Source organism: Allobosea eneae, assembly GCF_042657265.1.
In the GTDB taxonomy this organism is placed as follows: domain Bacteria; phylum Pseudomonadota; class Alphaproteobacteria; order Rhizobiales; family Beijerinckiaceae; genus Allobosea; species Allobosea eneae.
In genome coordinates, this window is record NZ_JBHSLW010000010.1 from 1 (window position 1) to 16,799 (window position 16,799).

Annotated in this window: 17 protein-coding genes and 1 pseudogene; 14 read left to right on the forward strand and 4 right to left on the reverse strand. The window is 66.5% G+C overall.

Annotation, left to right across the window (positions count from 1 at the left end; genetic code table 11):
* Positions 1 to 317 (forward strand): annotated as a pseudogene (locus tag ACFPOB_RS08140) (hypothetical protein); the annotation flags it as partial.
* Between the two features lie 6 nt (positions 318 to 323).
* On the opposite strand, the gene ACFPOB_RS08145 reads toward ACFPOB_RS08140, so the two are convergent.
* Together ACFPOB_RS08145 and ACFPOB_RS08150 are read right to left on the reverse strand one after the other, a co-directional pair.
* Complete coding sequence (locus tag ACFPOB_RS08145; protein WP_377797359.1) at positions 324 to 746, reverse strand: globin domain-containing protein; 423 nt, start codon at positions 744 to 746, stop codon at positions 324 to 326.
* A gap of 113 nt (positions 747 to 859) precedes the next feature.
* A complete protein-coding gene (locus tag ACFPOB_RS08150) occupies positions 860 to 2,269 on the reverse strand; it encodes an MATE family efflux transporter (protein WP_377797361.1) in 1,410 nt (469 codons plus the stop codon).
* Between the two features lie 181 nt (positions 2,270 to 2,450).
* Between ACFPOB_RS08150 and ACFPOB_RS08155 the strand changes: the two genes are divergently transcribed.
* The 5 genes from ACFPOB_RS08155 (at position 2,451) to ACFPOB_RS08175 (ending at position 8,869) form a co-directional block, all read left to right on the forward strand.
* Complete coding sequence (locus ACFPOB_RS08155) at positions 2,451 to 3,680, forward strand: M20 family metallo-hydrolase (RefSeq protein ID WP_377797363.1); 1,230 nt, start codon at positions 2,451 to 2,453, stop codon at positions 3,678 to 3,680.
* Positions 3,681 to 3,693: 13 nt separating this feature from the next.
* Positions 3,694 to 5,106, forward strand: a complete 1,413-nt coding sequence (locus tag ACFPOB_RS08160) for an amidase (protein WP_377797365.1) — start codon at positions 3,694 to 3,696, stop codon at positions 5,104 to 5,106.
* A gap of 221 nt (positions 5,107 to 5,327) precedes the next feature.
* Positions 5,328 to 6,926 (forward strand): ABC transporter substrate-binding protein, encoded by a 1,599-nt coding sequence (locus ACFPOB_RS08165; RefSeq protein ID WP_377797366.1) that lies wholly within the window; start codon positions 5,328 to 5,330, stop codon positions 6,924 to 6,926.
* A 120-nt stretch (positions 6,927 to 7,046) separates the two neighbouring features.
* On the forward strand, positions 7,047 to 7,988 hold the full coding sequence (locus tag ACFPOB_RS08170) for an ABC transporter permease (RefSeq protein WP_377797368.1): 942 nt from the start codon (positions 7,047 to 7,049) through the stop codon (positions 7,986 to 7,988).
* 41 nt (positions 7,989 to 8,029) lie between these two features.
* Positions 8,030 to 8,869 (forward strand): ABC transporter permease, encoded by an 840-nt coding sequence (locus ACFPOB_RS08175; RefSeq protein WP_377797370.1) that lies wholly within the window; start codon positions 8,030 to 8,032, stop codon positions 8,867 to 8,869.
* Between the two features lie 138 nt (positions 8,870 to 9,007).
* Here the strand turns inward: ACFPOB_RS08175 and ACFPOB_RS08180 are convergent, their stop codons facing one another.
* Positions 9,008 to 9,307, reverse strand: coding sequence for an antibiotic biosynthesis monooxygenase (locus ACFPOB_RS08180; protein ID WP_377797372.1), 300 nt, complete (start codon positions 9,305 to 9,307; stop codon positions 9,008 to 9,010).
* 179 nt (positions 9,308 to 9,486) lie between these two features.
* On the opposite strand from ACFPOB_RS08180, the gene ACFPOB_RS08185 reads away from it, so the two are divergent.
* The 6 genes from ACFPOB_RS08185 to ACFPOB_RS08210 all read left to right on the forward strand — a co-directional run bounded on the left by ACFPOB_RS08185 (position 9,487) and on the right by ACFPOB_RS08210 (position 13,941).
* Positions 9,487 to 10,419, forward strand: coding sequence for an N-carbamoyl-D-amino-acid hydrolase (locus ACFPOB_RS08185; protein ID WP_377797374.1), 933 nt, complete (start codon positions 9,487 to 9,489; stop codon positions 10,417 to 10,419).
* Positions 10,416 to 10,550 carry a hypothetical protein gene (locus ACFPOB_RS08190; RefSeq protein WP_377797376.1) on the forward strand — a complete coding sequence of 45 codons (135 nt, stop codon included), beginning with the start codon at positions 10,416 to 10,418 and terminating at the stop codon, positions 10,548 to 10,550. The genes ACFPOB_RS08185 and ACFPOB_RS08190 overlap by 4 nt, the downstream gene beginning before the upstream one ends.
* Before the next feature lie 40 nt (positions 10,551 to 10,590).
* Positions 10,591 to 11,757, forward strand: coding sequence for an amidohydrolase/deacetylase family metallohydrolase (locus ACFPOB_RS08195; RefSeq protein WP_377797377.1), 1,167 nt, complete (start codon positions 10,591 to 10,593; stop codon positions 11,755 to 11,757).
* A 128-nt stretch (positions 11,758 to 11,885) separates the two neighbouring features.
* Positions 11,886 to 12,410 (forward strand): GNAT family N-acetyltransferase, encoded by a 525-nt coding sequence (locus ACFPOB_RS08200; RefSeq protein WP_377797378.1) that lies wholly within the window; start codon positions 11,886 to 11,888, stop codon positions 12,408 to 12,410.
* Positions 12,407 to 12,865: a RidA family protein gene (locus ACFPOB_RS08205; RefSeq protein ID WP_377797379.1), complete on the forward strand. Its 459-nt coding sequence runs from the start codon at positions 12,407 to 12,409 to the stop codon at positions 12,863 to 12,865. The genes ACFPOB_RS08200 and ACFPOB_RS08205 overlap by 4 nt, the downstream gene beginning before the upstream one ends.
* Positions 12,862 to 13,941, forward strand: coding sequence for an alanine racemase (locus ACFPOB_RS08210; protein ID WP_377797380.1), 1,080 nt, complete (start codon positions 12,862 to 12,864; stop codon positions 13,939 to 13,941). Before ACFPOB_RS08205 ends, ACFPOB_RS08210 begins: the two co-directional genes overlap by 4 nt.
* A gap of 202 nt (positions 13,942 to 14,143) precedes the next feature.
* Here the strand turns inward: ACFPOB_RS08210 and ACFPOB_RS08215 are convergent, their stop codons facing one another.
* On the reverse strand, positions 14,144 to 14,809 hold the full coding sequence (locus tag ACFPOB_RS08215; protein WP_100959380.1) for a GntR family transcriptional regulator: 666 nt from the start codon (positions 14,807 to 14,809) through the stop codon (positions 14,144 to 14,146).
* Between the two features lie 86 nt (positions 14,810 to 14,895).
* Between ACFPOB_RS08215 and ACFPOB_RS08220 the strand changes: the two genes are divergently transcribed.
* Both ACFPOB_RS08220 and ACFPOB_RS08225 read left to right on the forward strand, forming a co-directional pair.
* On the forward strand, positions 14,896 to 15,522 hold the full coding sequence (locus ACFPOB_RS08220; RefSeq protein ID WP_377797381.1) for a TRAP transporter small permease: 627 nt from the start codon (positions 14,896 to 14,898) through the stop codon (positions 15,520 to 15,522).
* Positions 15,522 to 16,790, forward strand: a complete 1,269-nt coding sequence (locus ACFPOB_RS08225; protein ID WP_377797382.1) for a TRAP transporter large permease — start codon at positions 15,522 to 15,524, stop codon at positions 16,788 to 16,790. The genes ACFPOB_RS08220 and ACFPOB_RS08225 overlap by 1 nt, the downstream gene beginning before the upstream one ends.
* The last annotated feature ends 9 nt before the right edge of the window (positions 16,791 to 16,799 follow it).

Consider the following 16,799-nt stretch of genomic DNA (forward strand, 5'->3'; position numbering starts at 1 on the left):
AGCTCAACACGCTGGTGGCGAGCTTCCGGACGGGCAGCGGGGCCGGCGTTGCGATGGCCGCTGGAGCGGTGTCTTCCGGAGCCGGGGCGCGCCCTGCCGCCAGGACTGCCGCCCCCGCGACGCGCGCGCCGGTACGCTCCGCCGGTGCCACGCCGCACGCGGCCGGCCCGGCCGACCGCGGCAGCGGCCAGGCGCCGGAGCCGGAGCGGCTGCGCCAGCTCGCCGAGGCCGCCTTCGCCCAGAGCAAAGCCGCCGCACCTCAGCCGCGCAAGGCAGCCAATGGCCGCGCCATCGATACAGGCTGGGAGGAGTTCTGAGCGGACTTAAGCCGAGCGCAGGCCCGGGGTGGCGGCCGAGAGCATGGTCTTGGCCATCAGATCGTAGAGCTCGGTCCAGGCCGCTCGGGTCTGAGGTGTGAACTCGGACCCCAGCGAGGTCTCGAGGGTCCAAAGCAGCGCGCTGCCGACGGCGTCATAATGCTCGGGCTGAACGCCGTAGCCTTGATGACGCTCGCCGAGACGGTTGAGCAGGACCCTGAGACCGCTGGGATCGTTCAGCGTCGCGAGCGCGACCATCAGCGTCTCCATCAGCTTGGCCGCCTGGGTCTCGATATCGGTCTTGAAGAGGGCACGTGCGCCGGGCGTCGTGGTGAACAGCCGCTCATAGAACAGGCACGCCGTCTCGATCTTGCGCCGATGCAGCTGCGCAAAGCTCGACCGGACCAGCGCGATATCCTGCGGCGTCACGACCTTCTCCCTTCAGCATTGCAGCATGAGGGATCGTCGCAGGAAGTGTCCGCCAAGATGCACCAAAATGCAACCTGGAGTTAACGGATCGCTGCGCTAGCGTCGCAGCGTCGCTACGAGGTCGATAGGCCGGCCGACTTCGTCAGGCCGAGCCGCTCACGGGCGAACCAGCGGGCCAGCATCAAGGCGGCGACAATAGCAAGGCCGGTCGCCAGTCCGATCCAGATGCCGACGCCCGCGAGCGGCGTCAGGAAGCCGAGCGCGGCCGAGAGCGGCAGGCCGATGCCCCAATAACCGAGGCCGGCGAACAGCATCGGCACGCGCGTGTCGCGCAGGCCGCGCAGGATCGAGACACCGACCACTTGCACGCCGTCGACGATCTGGAAGATTGCCGCATAGAACAGGAACACCATGGCGAGCTGCGCCACCTCGGCCGCGCCCGACTTGCCGGCGTCGAGGAATGGAACGACGAGCCAGTGCGGGATCAGCAGCATCAGGAGAGCGGTGAGGCACATGAAGGCGGTCGCGAGTACGAGCGCCGTCGCGCCGGCCCGGGCGATGCCTTCACTGTCGCCGGCGCCGAAGGCATGTCCGACCCGAACCGTTCCGGCCTGGCCGATGCCCATCGGGACCATGAAGCAGAGCGAGGCGATCTGGATCGCGATCGCATGCGCGGCGAGCGAGGTCGGGCCGAGCAGGCCCATCAGGAAGGCGGCGCCGTTGAAGATCCAGACTTCGAAGCCGACGGTGGTGCCGATCGGCAGGCCCAGCCGCCAGAAGGCGCGATAGCGGCTCCAGTCCGGCCGCCAGAAGCGGCCAAACAGATGGTAGCGCCGGAAGCGCCGGTCGAGCGAGACCACCAGCGCGAGGCCGGCGAACATCAGGGTCGAGGCCAGCGCCGTTGCCACCCCCGAGCCGGGCAGGCCGAGCGCCGGGAAACCGAGTCGGCCGAACATCAGCACCCAGTTGGCGAAGGCATTGAAGACGACCGCAAAGAGCACGGTCACGAAGACCCAGAACGGCCGCTGCAGCGCTGCGAGGAAGCCGCGCAACGCAAGATAGAAGTAGAAAGGCAGCAGCCCCCACTGCAGCGTGTGCAGATAGGAAGCGGCCGCTTTCGCCAGCGCCGGATTCTGACCCATCGCCGTCAGGCTCGCCTCGGCTTGCCAGAGGCAGAGCCACATCGGCCCGGCCATGGTCGCCGCCACCCAGAAGCCCTGGCGCACGGTACGGCGCACGTCGCGCACCGAATGCCGGTTCCGCCCGAGCTCGATCGCGACCATCGGCGCGACAGCCGCCATAACGCCGATGCCGAAGATCAGGAAGGCCATGTACAGATTCGAGGCGAGCGCGCCGGCAGCGAGCGAATCGGGGCCCAGATGGCCCATCATGATCACGTCGGTCGCCGTCATCGCAGTTTGGGCGACATTGGTCAGCACCATCGGCCAGCTCAGCGCCAGCATGGCTTTGACCTCGGTGAGCCAGGGACTCCCCGAGCGATAGGGCAGGGCGATCTGCGACATGATGACTGCCTTTTATCTGGGCAGATTGCGCCTTCAAAGGTCTCGCCGCGCCGGGCTGGACCGCGCCCTGCGCGTGGCGCGCTGCCGGCCCGCGTCGTGTCGCCCAATCTGCCTCTTGCGCGCGGGCCCCCGTTCCGGCCTGCTGGGCCCCAGACCAGAGCGCCTATGGAGAGCCGACGCGATGAGCACCAATCTGCGGATCGATGGGGAGCGCCTGCTCTCGCGGCTGGCGGCCCTGTCGAGGATCGGGGCGACGCCGGAAGGCGGCTGCCGGCGCCTTGCGTTGACCGACGAGGACAAGGCGGGGCGCGACTGGCTTGTCGGTGAATTGAGGGCGCTCGGCCTCGATGTCCGCGTCGACGCGATCGGCAACATCGTCGGCATCCTCAAGGGTCAGGAGGACGGGCCGGCAGTGATCATGGGCTCGCATATCGACACGGTCGGCACTGGCGGGCGCTTCGACGGCGCGCTCGGCGTGATCGGCGGCGTCGAGGTGCTGGCGGCGTTGCGCGATGCCGGCGTGACGCCCAAACGCGACATGGCGGTGATCGCCTTCACCAATGAGGAAGGCGCTCGCTTCCATCCCGACATGCTCGGCTCCTATGTCTGGGCCGGTGGGATGAGCGTCGAGGCCGCCCATGCCGAACTGGACTCGGACGGTGCCGTGCTCGGCAGCGAGTTGACGCGCATCGGCTATCGCGGACCGGAGCAGCCCGGCTTCCTGCCGGCGCATGCCTATCTCGAACTGCATATCGAGCAGGGGCCGGTGCTCGAGAGCGATGGCGGCGGGCTCGGCGCCGTCACCGGCATCCAGGCGATCTGCTGGCTCGAACTGACGTTGACCGGCCGGCCGAGCCATGCCGGCACCACGCCGATGCGCTACCGCAAGGATCCCGGCCTCGCCGCCGCCCGCATCAACATCTTCGCCAACGAACTGACCAAGACGATCCCGGGCCAGCTCGCCAATTCCGGCGTGATCCGCACCTGGCCCGGCAACGTCAACGTCGTGCCCGAGACCGTGGTCATTACGCTCGATTTGCGCAATCCGCTCGATGCGCCGCTGGCAGAGGCCGAGGCAGCGGTGCGCAAGTTTTGCGCCGAACTCTCGGCGCGCGACGACATCGCCATCAGCTTCCGCGATCTTGCCCGTTTCCCGGCGACGCCTTTCGCGGAAGAACTGATTGCCAGCGTCGAGGCGAGCGCCGCCGAATTCGGCCTGCCGATCCGCCGGATGATTTCCGGCGCCGGTCATGACGCGCAGATGATGTCGCGCCTTTGCCCAACGGCGATGGTCTTCATCCCGTCGATCGGCGGGCTCTCGCACAATCCGGCCGAGCTCAGCGCCGACGACGACATGGTCGCCGGCGCCAATGTCCTGCTCAGCGCCGCCTGGCGCGCCGCCAACGCCTGACGGGGTTCGATCAATGACCACCATCGCCTCCCTCTCTGCCGCCGAACTCGGCGATCTCTACGCCGCGCGCGAACTCTCGCCGGTCGAGGTCGCCAGGGACGCGCTCGCCCGCATCGAGCGCTTCGAACCGGAGGTGAACGCCTTCGTCGTCCGCGACGAGCCGGTGACGCTCGCCATGGCGCAGGCCGCCGAGGCGCGCTGGCTAAAGGGTGAGGCGTTCGGCCCGCTCGACGGCGTGCCGGTGACGATCAAGGACAATCTCGGCGTTGCCGGCTGGCCGATGCGGCGCGGCTCGGCGCTCGCCTCCGATGCGCCGTTCCAGCAGGACGCCCCGGCGACGGCGCGGCTGCGCGAGGCTGGCTGCGTCTTCCTCGGCAAGACGACCATGCCGGAATATGGCTGGAAGGGCGTCGGCGATTCGCCGCTCTCCGGCATCACCCGCAATCCCTGGGACGTCTCGACCGGGCCGGGCGGCTCCTCCTCGGGAGCGGCCGTCGCCGCCGCTCTCAATCTCGGCTGCATCCATCTCGGCACCGACGGTGCGGGATCGGTGCGCATTCCCGCCGCTTTCTGCGGCGTTTTCGGGCTGAAGCCAACCTATGGCCGCGTCCCGGCCTGGCCCGCCTCGGTGATGGGTTTCCTTGCCCATCTCGGCCCGCTGACCCGCACCGTGCGCGATTCCGCCCTTGCGATGAACGCGATCGGCCAGCCCGATGCGCGCGACATGACCGCTTTCAAACATCCCCCGCCCGATTTCACGGCCGGGCTCGATCGCGGCGTGCGCGGCCTGCGCATCGCCTGGTCGCCGCGGCTCGGTGGTGACGCGCTTGTCGATCCCGAGATCGCGGCTCTGACGCATGCGGCGGCGCTGACCTTCCGCGAACTGGGCGCGACCGTCGAGGAGGTCGATCCCGGCATCGACGACCCGATCGCGACGCTGATGACGCTCTGGTCGGCGGGCGCGGCCTTGGCCCTGCGCAGCACCGATGCGGCGGGGCGCGCGCAGATGGATCCCGGCCTCGTAGCTGTCGCCGAGATGGGCGAGCGGATCGAGAGCGCCGCATACGTCGATGCCCTGCTCTATCAGCGCAATGCGCTTGCCTATCAGATGGCGCAGTTCCACGAGCGGTTCGATCTCCTGCTGACGCCGACGCTGCCGCTGCCGGCTTTCGCGGTCGGCAGGAACACGCCCGAGCATGGCGGCTATGGCGAGGACTGGACGCGCTGGACGCCGCTGACCTACCCCTTCAACATCACCCAGCAGCCGGCCGCCGCCGTGCCCTGTGGGCTGACCTCGGCCGGATTGCCGGCGAGTCTGCAGATCGTGGGGGCATTCGGGAATGATGCGCTCGTCATGCAGGCGGCTGCATCGTTTGAATCCGCGCGTCCGTTCGCGCGCGTCGATGCGCCGATCAAATCGATTTAAGCGGATCGGCGCAATTTTATGCGCCTGCCCCCCGGCTTTGCGTGTCGTTTGCTTGCAAACGATGTCGTGAGCCGCAAACCGGTTCCGTCTGGCACGAACCGTGCAGGGCCAATTCTTGTCGTAGCGACCCGTCAAGCGTGTTGTCAGGTGCAGATTTTTCTGCCCACACTCTAGGCAAGGTCGCCCGATCAGAGGCCGCCGTTCCAGGGGAGAGCATTGCGATGGATCGCAGGAATTTTCTGAAGACCGCCGCCGGGACCGGTGTCCTGGCAGCGACCGGCGGCCTCGCCATGCCGGCGCTCTCGCAAGGCGCGGCGGCCAAGACGCTGCGCTTCGTGCCGCAGGCCAACCTCGCCAATTTCGATCCGATCTGGGGAACGCAATACGTCGTCCGCAATGCCGCGCTGCTCGTGTGGGACACGCTTTACGGCATCGATGACAAGTTCCAGCCCAAGCGCCAGATGACCGAAGGCGAGGAGGTCTCGGCCGACGGCCTGACCTGGACCTTCAAGCTCCGTTCCGGCCTCAAATTCCATGACGGAACGCCGGTGCTCGCCAAGGACGTGGTGGCGAGCCTGATCCGCTGGTCGGCCCGCGATCCGATGGGCCTGATGATCCGGGCCATCCAGAACGAGATCACCGCGGTCGACGACCGGACCTTCAAATGGGTGCTCAAGCAGCCCTATCCGAAGATGCTGTTCGCGCTCGCCAAGAACAATTCGCCCTGCACCTTCATCATGCCTGAGCGCATCGCCAAGACCGATCCGTTCACGCAGATCACCGAATATGTCGGCTCGGGGCCGATGAAGTTCCTGCGCAGCGAATGGGTGCCGGGCGCCAAAGCGGTCTTCGAGAAGTTCGCCGACTATGCGCCGCGCGAGGAAGCCCCCTCCTGGCTCTCTGGCGGCAAGAAGATGCTGCTCGACCGCGTCGAATGGGTGATCATCCCCGATGCTGCCACCGCGGCCGCGGCGTTGCAGAGCGGCGAGGTCGACTGGTGGGAGACCGCTCTCTCCGACCTCGTGCCGGTGCTCAAGGGCCACAAGGACGTCAACGTCGATATCGGCGACCCGCTCGGCAATATCGGCGCCTTCCGGATGAACCATCTGCATCCGCCCTTCAACAATCTGAAGGTGCGCCAGGCGGTGCTGACGGCGCTGAACCAGGAAGACTACATGCGTGCGATCGTCGGCGACGACGACAAGCTCTGGAAGCCGATGGCGAGCTTCTTCACCCCTGGCACCCCGCTGTATACCGAAGAGGGCGGCGAGATGCTCAAGATGAAGAACGTCGCCGCAGCCAAGAAGCTGCTGGCGGAGTCGGGCTACAAGGACGAGCCGGTGATCTGCGTGGTGGCGCAGGACATGGCTGCCACCAAGTCGATGGGCGATGTCACCGCCGAACTGCTCAAGAGCATCGGCATGAAGGTCGAGTTCGTCGCCACCGACTGGGGCACGGTCGGTGCTCGGCGCGCCCAGAAGACGCCTCCGAGCCAGGGCGGCTGGAGCATGTTCCATACTTGGCACGCCGGCGCCGACTGCGTGAATCCGGCCTCCTACACGGCGATCCGCGCCAATGGCGACAAGGCCTGGTTCGGCTGGCCTGACGTGCCTGACGTCGAGAAGGAGGTCACCAACTGGTTCAACGCCAAGGACCTCGCCGAGGAGAAGGCGGTGATGGGCCGCCTCAACAAGGCAGCCGTCCAGAACGTCGTCTACGCACCGACCGGCTTCTATCTCGGTTATCAGGCCTGGCGGAAGAATGTGCAGGGCGTGACCAGCGGACCGTTCCCGGTGTTCTGGGGCGTGTCGAAGGCCTGAGCGCGAGCAGGCCCGAGCCCCGGCCTTTGGCGGCGGCTCGGCTCAAACAACGCCCGCCGGGCCTGTCGGGACTTCAGATCCCGATTGGCCCGGCACCAGCAGCGGCAACTCAGGGTTTCGATGCTCTCATTCATCGTCCGACGCATCATCACAACGATCCCCGTCATGGCTTTCGTGGCGCTGTTCGTCTTCTCGCTTCTCTACATCGCGCCGGGCGATCCGGCGGCCGTGATTGCCGGTGACCAGGCCTCGCCTGCCGACGTCGAGCGCATCCGCGCCAGCCTCGGCCTTGACCGGCCCTATCTGGTCCGCTTCGGCGAATGGTTCTTCCGGGTGCTGCAGGGCGATCTCGGCACCTCGATCTTCACCTCGCTGCCGGTGACGCAGCTGATCGCCCAGCGCATCGAGCCGACCTTGTCGCTGATGGTGCTGACGCTGATCCTGGCGGTTTCGATCGCCGTGCCGCTCGGCGTCGTCGCGGCCTGGAAGGCCGGCACCTGGGTCGATCGCGCCGTGGTCGGCTTCGCGGTTTTCGGCTTTTCGGTCCCGGTCTTCGTGATCGGTTACCTGCTCGCCTATGTCTTCGCGCTCAAGCTCGACTGGGTACCCGTGCAGGGCTACACGCCGATCTCGCAGGGCATCTGGCCCTGGTTCAAGAACCTGATCCTGCCCTCGATCACGTTGGGCACGGTCTATATCGCGCTGATCGCGCGCATCACCCGCGCCACCATGCTCGAGGTGTTGCAGCAGGACTATGTCCGCACCGCCCAGGCCAAGGGCGTCGGCAACCGTGACGTGCTCTTCCTGCATTCGCTGAAGAACGCGGCGGTGCCGGTCGTGACCATCATCGGCATCGGCGTCGCGCTGCTGATCGGCGGCGCCGTCGTCACCGAGAGCGTCTTCGCCATTCCCGGCCTCGGCCGGCTAACGCTCGATGCGATCCTGCGCCGCGATTATCCGGTCATCCAGGGCGTCGTGCTGATCTTCTCGTTCGTCTACGTGCTGGTGAACCTGGCCGTCGACCTGATCTACACCCTCGTCGACCCGAGGATACGCTATTGACCGCTCCAGCTGCCCCACTGCCCCTGGCGGATGAAGCCGGCGTGGCCAAGCCGCCCAAGCGCTCCTATCTGCGCAAGCACCCGTCTGTCGCGATCGGCGGCTTCCTCCTGCTGCTGATGATCTTCATCGCCGTCTTCGCGCCGCTGCTCTTCACGGTCGATCCGACGGCGATCGCCACCTCCAGGCGCACGCGCGTGCCGTCCGAATTGTACTGGTTCGGCACCGACATGCTCGGCCGCGACATCTATTCGCGCGTCGTCTACGGCGCGCGGGTCTCGCTCATCGTCGGCTTCTCGGTCGCGATCCTGGCCTCGATCGCGGGTCTGGCGATCGGGCTGTTCTCCGGCTTCGTGCGCTGGGCCGACGGCATCGTCATGCGCATCATCGACGGCATGATGTCGATCCCGCCGATCCTGCTCGCCATCGCCCTCATGGCGCTGACGCGCGGTTCGGTCGGCAACGTCATCCTCGCCATCACCATCGCCGAGATCCCGCGTGTCGCGCGCCTGGTGCGATCGGTCGTGCTCTCCCTGCGCGAGCAGCCCTATGTCGAGGCCGCGATCTCGAACGGCGCCCGCGTGCCGCGCATCATCATCAAGCACATCCTGCCCAACACGATCGCACCGATGACGGTGCAGGCGACCTATATCTGCGCCAGCGCCATGATCATCGAGGCGATCCTGTCCTTCATCGGCGCGGGCGTGCCGCCGGCGACCCCGTCCTGGGGCAACATCATGGCCGAGGGCAGGGCGCTCTGGCAGGTCAGGCCGCACATCGTCTTCTTCCCGGCGCTGTTCCTCTCGATCACCGTGCTGGCCGTCAATCTGCTCGGCGACGGATTGCGCGACTCGCTCGACCCGCGCCTGGCTAAGAGCATCTGAAGGCGGTCCGACGTCATGTCCTGCGCTGTCGTCGGGCCTCGTCGAAGCCCGACCCGCTTAGCGAATTGGCCCGCCTATGGGCCCATTCATTGTCCTGGCGATGCCGTCGCTCTCGGTGGTGGCATCGTCGAGCGCGCGTCAGGCGCGCAGGTCCAGGACGACTTCCCCGGACACCGCGTCGGTGACGCCGAGGCCATTGCCGAGGTCCTCGAGCGTGTCGCGGAAGCTGCCCAGCGTCGCGATCATCTGGTCGCGGGCGCCCTTCAAGGCGGCGAGGTCCTCCCATTCGCCGATCAGGCAATAGGCGCGGTCGCCGGTCTTGATGATGTGGCCCCGCGCAAGGCCGGGCCAATTGGCTTTGCCCTGGCGGTGGGCGTCGAGGAACTCCGCCTCCCGTTCGGGCTTGATGCGGAAGCGGACGACATTGAATGTGGCCATGACTCTGATCCGCAGCTCGATGCTGCCCCGGCAGCCGCGGCCGGCGCTTCCGGACCGAGCCCAGAGGGAACGCCCGACGCTATTGCCGTAACGGCAACTGCGCAATGGCGCACAGGGATAGCGGCGTCCGCCTCCAGCGGAATCCTCGAGCAACGAGCAAGCACAGCAGGAGCCTTCCAATGCCTCGTATCCTGACCGTCGGCGCAGCCCAGCTCGGACCGATCCAGCGCGAGGAGAGCCGCAGCTCTGCCGTCGCCCGCATGATCGAGCTGATGCGCCAGGCGAAGGCGAATGGCTGCGACCTCGTCGTCTATCCCGAGGCGGCGCTGACCGCCTTCTTCCCGCATTGGTGGATCGATGACGAGGCCGAGATCGACTCCTATTTCGAGAGCGCCATGCCATCGAACGAGACGGCACCGCTCTTCGCCGAAGCCGAGCGGCTCGGCATCGGCTTCCATCTCGGCTATCCCGAGCTCGCCTTCGAGGACGGCCGCAAGCGCCGCTTCAACACCGCGATCATCGTCGACAAGGCCGGCAGGATCGTCGGCAAGTACCGCAAGATCCATCTGCCCGGCCATCCCGAGCATCGGCCGGACGCGGTCTTCCAGAATCTCGAGAAGCGCTATTTCGAGACCGGCAATCTAGGCTGGCCGGTCTGGGAGACGATGGGCGGGCGGCTCGGCATGATGATCTGCAACGACCGGCGCTGGCCCGAGAGCTATCGCGTCATGGGGCTGCAGGGCGTCGAGATGATCGTGCTCGGCTACAATACGCCCAAGCACAACCCGCCGGCTCCCGCTCATGACCGGCTCGGCAATTTCCACAACCAGCTCGTCATGCAGGCTGGGGCCTATCAGAACGCGACCTGGGTGGTCGGCGTCGCCAAGGCGGGATTGGAGGCGGGCGTCGACCAGATCGGCGGCTCCTGCATCATCGCCCCGACCGGCGAGGTGGTGGCGCAGGCGGTGACCGAGGATGACGAGCTCGTCGTCGCCCGCTGCGATCTCGACCTCGGCAACAGCTACAAGAATTCGACCTTCAACTTCGCCAAGCACCGCGAGCCGCAATGCTACGGCATGATCGTCGAGCGCAAGGGCGCGGTGATCGCGTGAGCGCCCCTGACGCCGAATACGATCCGATCCAGGACCTAGCCGTTTCGCAGCTCCATATTCCCGAGCTGCATAACCACTTCGCCGAAGCTGTCGCTATCATCCAGAACGGCGCTACGGCCAGCTTCGCCTGAACGCGACGCGTCCGCCGCCCGGTTTCCCCAAGGAGCAGTCATGACCCACGATCTCATCCTCAAGGGCGGGCGAGTGATCGACCCCTCGCAGAAGCATGACGGCGTCCTCGACGTCGCCTTCACCGACGGGAAGGTCTCGGGCTTTGGCAAGGATCTGAAGGGGGCCAAGGAAGTCCGCGACGTCTCCGGCTACATCGTCACGCCCGGCCTGATCGATCTGCACACCCATGTCTATTGGGGCGGCACCTCGCTCGGCATCGACGCCGATGAATTCTGCCGCGCCTCGGGCGTCACCACCTCGGTCGACACCGGCTCGGCCGGCCCCGGCAACTGGCCGGGCTTTCGCAAGCATGTGATCGAGAAGAGCCAGGCGCGCATCCTCGCCTATCTCCATGTCTCGCATGCCGGCATCTACGGCTTCGACCACCGCGTCATGGTCGGCGAGAGCGGCGATCTTCGGATGATGAACCCGATCGACTGCGTCGAGGTCGCCGACAAGAATCGCGACCTGATCGTCGGCATAAAGGTTCGCGTCGGCCTGCATGCGTCGGGCACCTCCGGCACGGTGCCGCTCAATATCGCGCTGCAGGTCGCCAACGAGGTCGGCATGCCGCTGATGTGCCATATCGACCACCCGCCGCCGTCCTATGAGGAAGTGATCGGCATGCTGCGGCCCGGCGACGTGCTGACCCATGCCTTCCGTCCCTTCCCGAATGCGCCCTCGACCGCGCAGGGCACGGTGAAGCCCGAGGTGCTCGCCGCCCGCAAGCGCGGCGTCATCTTCGATATCGGCCATGGCAAGGGCTCGTTCTCGTTCAAGACCACGCGCGCCATGCTCGCCAACGGCTTCGAGCCGGACGTGATCTCCTCCGACGTGCACAAGCTCTGCATCGACGGCCCGGCCTATGACCAGGTCACGACCATGTCGAAGTTCCTCTGCATGGGCATGAGCCTGAACAATGTCATCGCCGCCTCGACGCTGAACGCCGGCATGGCGCTGAAGCGCCCGGAATACGGCTCGCTCAAGGTCGGCTCGCTCGGCGATGCGACTGTGCTGACGATCAAGGAAGGCAAGTTCGATTATGTCGACGTCGTCGGCGAGCACCTGATCGGCGATCGCAAGATCGTCTCCGAGGGCGTGGTGCTGAAGGGCGCCTGGTGGCACCCCAAGCGCAGCAACAAGTTCAGGAAGGTCGAGGCGGCGTAGGAAACGAGCGTCATTCTCGGGCGAAGCGAAGCGCAGACCCGAGAATCTCATGATGGGAAGGAGCCAATCGGCGCCCTTCCGGCCTGAGATGCTCGGGGCAAGCCCGAGCATGACGCGTGATCGCTCCGATGAGCATATCCTCACCCTCCTGGCGCCTCATGGCCGCCACCGAACTGCCGGCCGTGATGGCAGTCGCGGGACAGGTGCACCCGGACTATCCGGAAGGCGAAGCGGTCTTCGCCGAGCGGCTTGCGCTGCATCCGGCTGGCTGCCTCGTGCTGGCGGGCGGGGAAGGGCTCGGCGGCTATGTGCTGAGCCATCCCTGGCGGCTCGGCCAGGTGCCGGCGCTCGACAGCCTGCTCGGCGCTTTGCCGGGCGATGCCGATGCCTATTACATCCATGACCTCGCTTTGCTGCCGGCCGCGCGCGGCGGTGGCGCAGCCTCGGCCTGCGTCGATCGGCTGGCGGCTCATGCCAAAGCCTCCGGTTTCGCCCGGATGGCTCTCGTGGCCGTGGGCAACTCGGCCGGCTTCTGGCGTCGCCAGGGCTTTCGCGAGGCGCATGACGAAGCCCTTGCTCGCAAGCTTGCGAGCTATGACAGTGCCGCCCGCTACATGATCCGCGATCTGAAAGACGATGGGAGAACGCAATGAGTGCCGATGACAAGCTCAAGGAGCTGGGCCTGACCCTGCCCGACGTTCCGACCCCGGTCGCGACCTATGTCAGCTTCAAGCGCGTCGGCGACTTCATCTATCTCTCCGGCCAGGGCCCGAAGCGCGCCGACGGCACCTATCCGACCGGCAAGGTCGGCGCCGATGTCTCGATCGAGGACGCCTATGAGCACGCCAAGCAGACCGGCCTCGGCCTGCTCGCGGCGATGAAGAAGGCGGCCGGCTCGCTCGACAAGATCGAGGTGGTGAAGCTCTTGGGCATGGTCAACGCCGCGCCCGATTTCTCGCAGCATCCCAAGGTCATCAATGGCTGCTCGGACCTGTTCGTCGCCGTGCTCGGCGAGAACGGCCGCCATGCCCGCTCCGCCGTCGGCATGGGCTCGCTGCCCAACAACATGACCGTCGAGATCGAAGTCATCGTGCGGGTGCTGCCGTGACCACCGCGCTCGCTGAGGAGATCGCCCGCGTCTACGGCACGCCGGCCGTCGTCATCGACCTCGACAAGGTCGAGGCCAATATCGCCAGGCTCCAGGCCGCCTGCGATGCCGCCGGCGTCGCCAACCGCCCGCATATCAAGACGCACAAGTCGCCGGAGCTGGCGCGGCTCCAGGTCGCCGCCGGCGCGCGCGGCATCACCTGCCAGAAGCTCGGCGAGGCCGAGGTCATGGCCGATGGCGGCATCGACGACATCCTGATCAGCTACAACATTCTGGGTGAGGAAAAGCTGGGGCGTCTTGGTGCCTTGCAACGCCGCGTCCGCATGATCGTCGCGGCCGACAATCCCGTCACCATCGCCGGCCTGCCCAAGGCCGCCGAGATCGCCGGGCGCAATCTCGAGGTCGTGGTCGAATGCGATACCGGCCGCAAGCGCGCCGGCGTCGAGACCCCCGGCGAGGCGGTGGAGCTGGCGAAGCAGATCGCCGCCGCCAAGGGCCTGACCTTCGCCGGCTTCCTGATGTATCCGCCCGAGACGGGGTGGCCGGCGACGCAGGACTTCCTCGACACCGCCAATGCCGGCCTGCGCGAGGCGGGGCTGGAGGCAGGCATCGTCTCGACCGGAGGCTCACCCAACATCCCGAATATCGGCAAGCTCAAGGGCTCGACCGAACATCGCTCGGGCACCTCGATCTTCAACGACCGCATGCAGATCGCCGCCGGGGTGGCGAGCCTCGATGACTGCGCGCTGACCGTCTACGCGACCGTGGTCAGCCGGGCCGGGCCGGAGCGCGGCATCCTCGATTCCGGCTCGAAGACGCTGACCAGCGACAAGGGCGGGCTCGACGGCCACGGCTACATCCTCGAATACCCGCTGGCCAGGATCGCGCAATTCGCCGAGGAGCACGGCTTCCTCGACCTGTCCGGCAGCAATGAGCGGCCCAATGTCGGCGAAGTCGTGCGGGTGGTCCCGAACCATGTCTGTGTCGTCGTCAACATGGTCGACCGGCTGGTGACCGTGCGCGGCGACAAGCTCATCGGCGAACTGCCGGTAGCGGCGCGGGGGAAGCTGACCTGATCTGTTAGGCGGAACGGTTCTGAAGCGCGCGGGGAATCCTCTCCTGTAAGGAGAGGGCAGGGTGAGGTGTAGACTGTTCGACCATCGCCGCGAGCGCTCACCGCGGTCAGGCCCAAGCCAGCGTTTTCAGTCCGAACACCTCCTACCCCTCTCCTTCCAGGATAGGGGATCCCGCGCCTGTTTCGTTTGGCGGGCAGCCCGCCTACCCCTTCCCTCGCTCTTCTAGGAACGCGACAAGGTCCCGCCGCACCAGCTCGATATGGTCGACGAGGAGGCGGCACGCCTCCTTCATCGCTCCGGCACGGCTGAGCCGGATCAGCTCGTTGTGCTCGGTCCGCGCCCGCTCGATCGATGAACTGTGCTGCAATTGCAGCCGCGTATAGCGATCGCTGGTCTGCAACAGCCCCGCGACGATCGCGAGCGTGCGTGGCTGCGTCGCGCGGGCATAGAGCGCCATGTGGAAATCGGCGTTGAGCAGCCCCCAGCGGCTGATGTCGCGCGCTGTCATCGCCTCCTCGAAAGCGGCCTCCATTCCGGCTACCGCGGCGAAGTCTTCAGCCGTCAGCACCGGCACCGAGCTCGCCAGCAGCCGCGGCTCCAGGAGCTTTCGCAGCTCGAAGACGTCGTTGATCTCGTCCAGCGACAGCCCTGAGACAATTGCGCCCTTGTGCGGGACGATCCTGACGAACCCCTCCGCCTCCAGCTGGAACAGCGCCTCGCGCACCGGGATGCGGCTGACCTCATAGGCCTGCGCCAGCGCGTCCTGCCGCAATTGCGAGCCGGCCGGATAGCTGCCGGCGAGGATCTCCTGTCGCAGGCGATCGACGATCGCCGAGGCAAGGGTGCGGTGTTTCAGGGGAGGTGACATCGACTGCACCGTAGTGGATCGCCGCACGAAAAACCATTGACACGTAGATTTTATACAATCTACAAAGTGGCAAGGGGAAGGCAAGCATGAACAACCAAGCTGTCGTGGCGGGTAGCCGCTCCAGGGCTGTGCCAGAGGCGATCGTCGCCGTGTCCGGGCGGCTGCTCCGGGTCGAGCATCGCGCCATCCAGGCGCTGATGTTCCTGCTCTCGGCGCTGATCCTGCTCAACGTCGTCACGCGCTACACTGGCTACCCGATCTATTGGATCGACGAATCCGCGGTCTACAGCGTGGTCTGGCTCACCTTCATCGGCGCCTCGGCGATGACGCGGATGCGGCTCGATTTCGCCGTGACCATGCTGACCGAGCGCTTCTCGGCGCGCGGCGCCGCGATCTTCCGAGTGATCGCAACGCTCGGCGTGGTCCTGTTCGGCATCGCGCTGGGGGTGATGTGCTGGCTTTGGCTCGATCCGGTCGGCATCGCCCAGGCCGGCTTCGACGCCAGGGACTATGCCGGCCAGTCCTTCAACTTCATCTACACCGAGCGCACCCAGACGCTGAACTGGCCGACCTGGGTGATCTACCTGATCATGCCGCTCTTCGCCTTCACCATGACGCTGCATGCGCTGGCCAACCTGTTCGAGGATCTCGGCCTCGTCGCGAAGCAGGAGCTGCCGGGCTTCGCCGCCAATGCCGACGGGGTGGTGAACTGATGGCACTCACGATTGGAGCCTTCTTCGGCATCATGCTGGCCGGCGTGCCGATCGCGCTGTGCCTGTGCCTAGGCGCGCTGATCTACATGGCGGCGACCGGCAACATGCAGCTCCTGCCGAACTACCCGCTGCAGATGTTCGGCGGCGTCGACAGCTACGGGCTGATCGCGATCCCGCTCTTCATCCTGATCGGCGAGATCATGAATGGTGGCGGCATCACCCGTCGCATCGTCGACCTCGCCATGGCCTTCGTCGGCTCGCTCAAGGGCGGGTTGGCCTATGTCAACATCCTCGCCAACATGTTCGTCGCCTCGATCCTCGGCTCGGCCACGGCCCAGGTCGCGATCATGGCGCAGGTCATGGTCCCCGAAATGGAACGCAAGGGCTACGACAAGGACTTCGCCGCCGGCCTCACCGCCTATGGCGGGATGCTCGGCCCGATCATCCCGCCCTCGGTGATGTTCGTCGTCTATGCCGTGCTGGCCCAGGTCTCGGTCAGCGACATGCTGCTCTCCGGCATCGTCCCGGGCGTGCTTCTGACGGTCCTGTTCTTCCTGATCATCGCCGGCATGGGCTTCGTCTACAACTACCCGGCCGGCGACAAGCTGACCCTGCGCGAGCGCGGCAAGATCGTGCTCAGTTCAGCTCCGACCCTGCTGATCCCGATCGTCATCGTCGGCTCGATCCTCGGCGGCTTCGCCAATGCGACAGAGGCGGCGGCGGTCGGCTCGGTCGCGGCGCTGCTGATCGGCCGCTACTGGACGAAGCAGCTCAGCTTCGGCCAGCTGCCGCAGATGATGCTGCGCGCCGGCGTCTATTCGGCGATCGTGCTTTTCCTCGTTGCCGCAGCGGCCGTGTTCTCCTGGGTGCTGGTCTACGGCAAGGTCCCGCAGAGCGTCGCCGCCTCGATCCAGGCGATCGCCGAGGATCCGGTGACCTTCATGCTGCTGGTCAACGTCATCCTGCTGGTGATCGGCACGGTGATCGATGGCATCCCCGGCCTGATCATGACGGTGCCGATCCTGCTGCCGATCGCGACAGAGGTCTATGCCATCGACCCCCGGCATTTCGGCGTCGTCGTGGTGATCAACCTCGTGCTCGGCCTGCTCTCGCCGCCGGTCGGCCTGTGCTTCTTCGTCGCCGCCGCGGTGACGGGGGCCAAGCCGGGCAAGATGTTCCTGGTGACGCTGCCCTTCTTCATCATCTCCTGCGTCCTCCTGGTCCTGCTCTCGATCTACCCATGGCTCTCGCTGGCCTTGGTGAAGTGAACCCGCCTG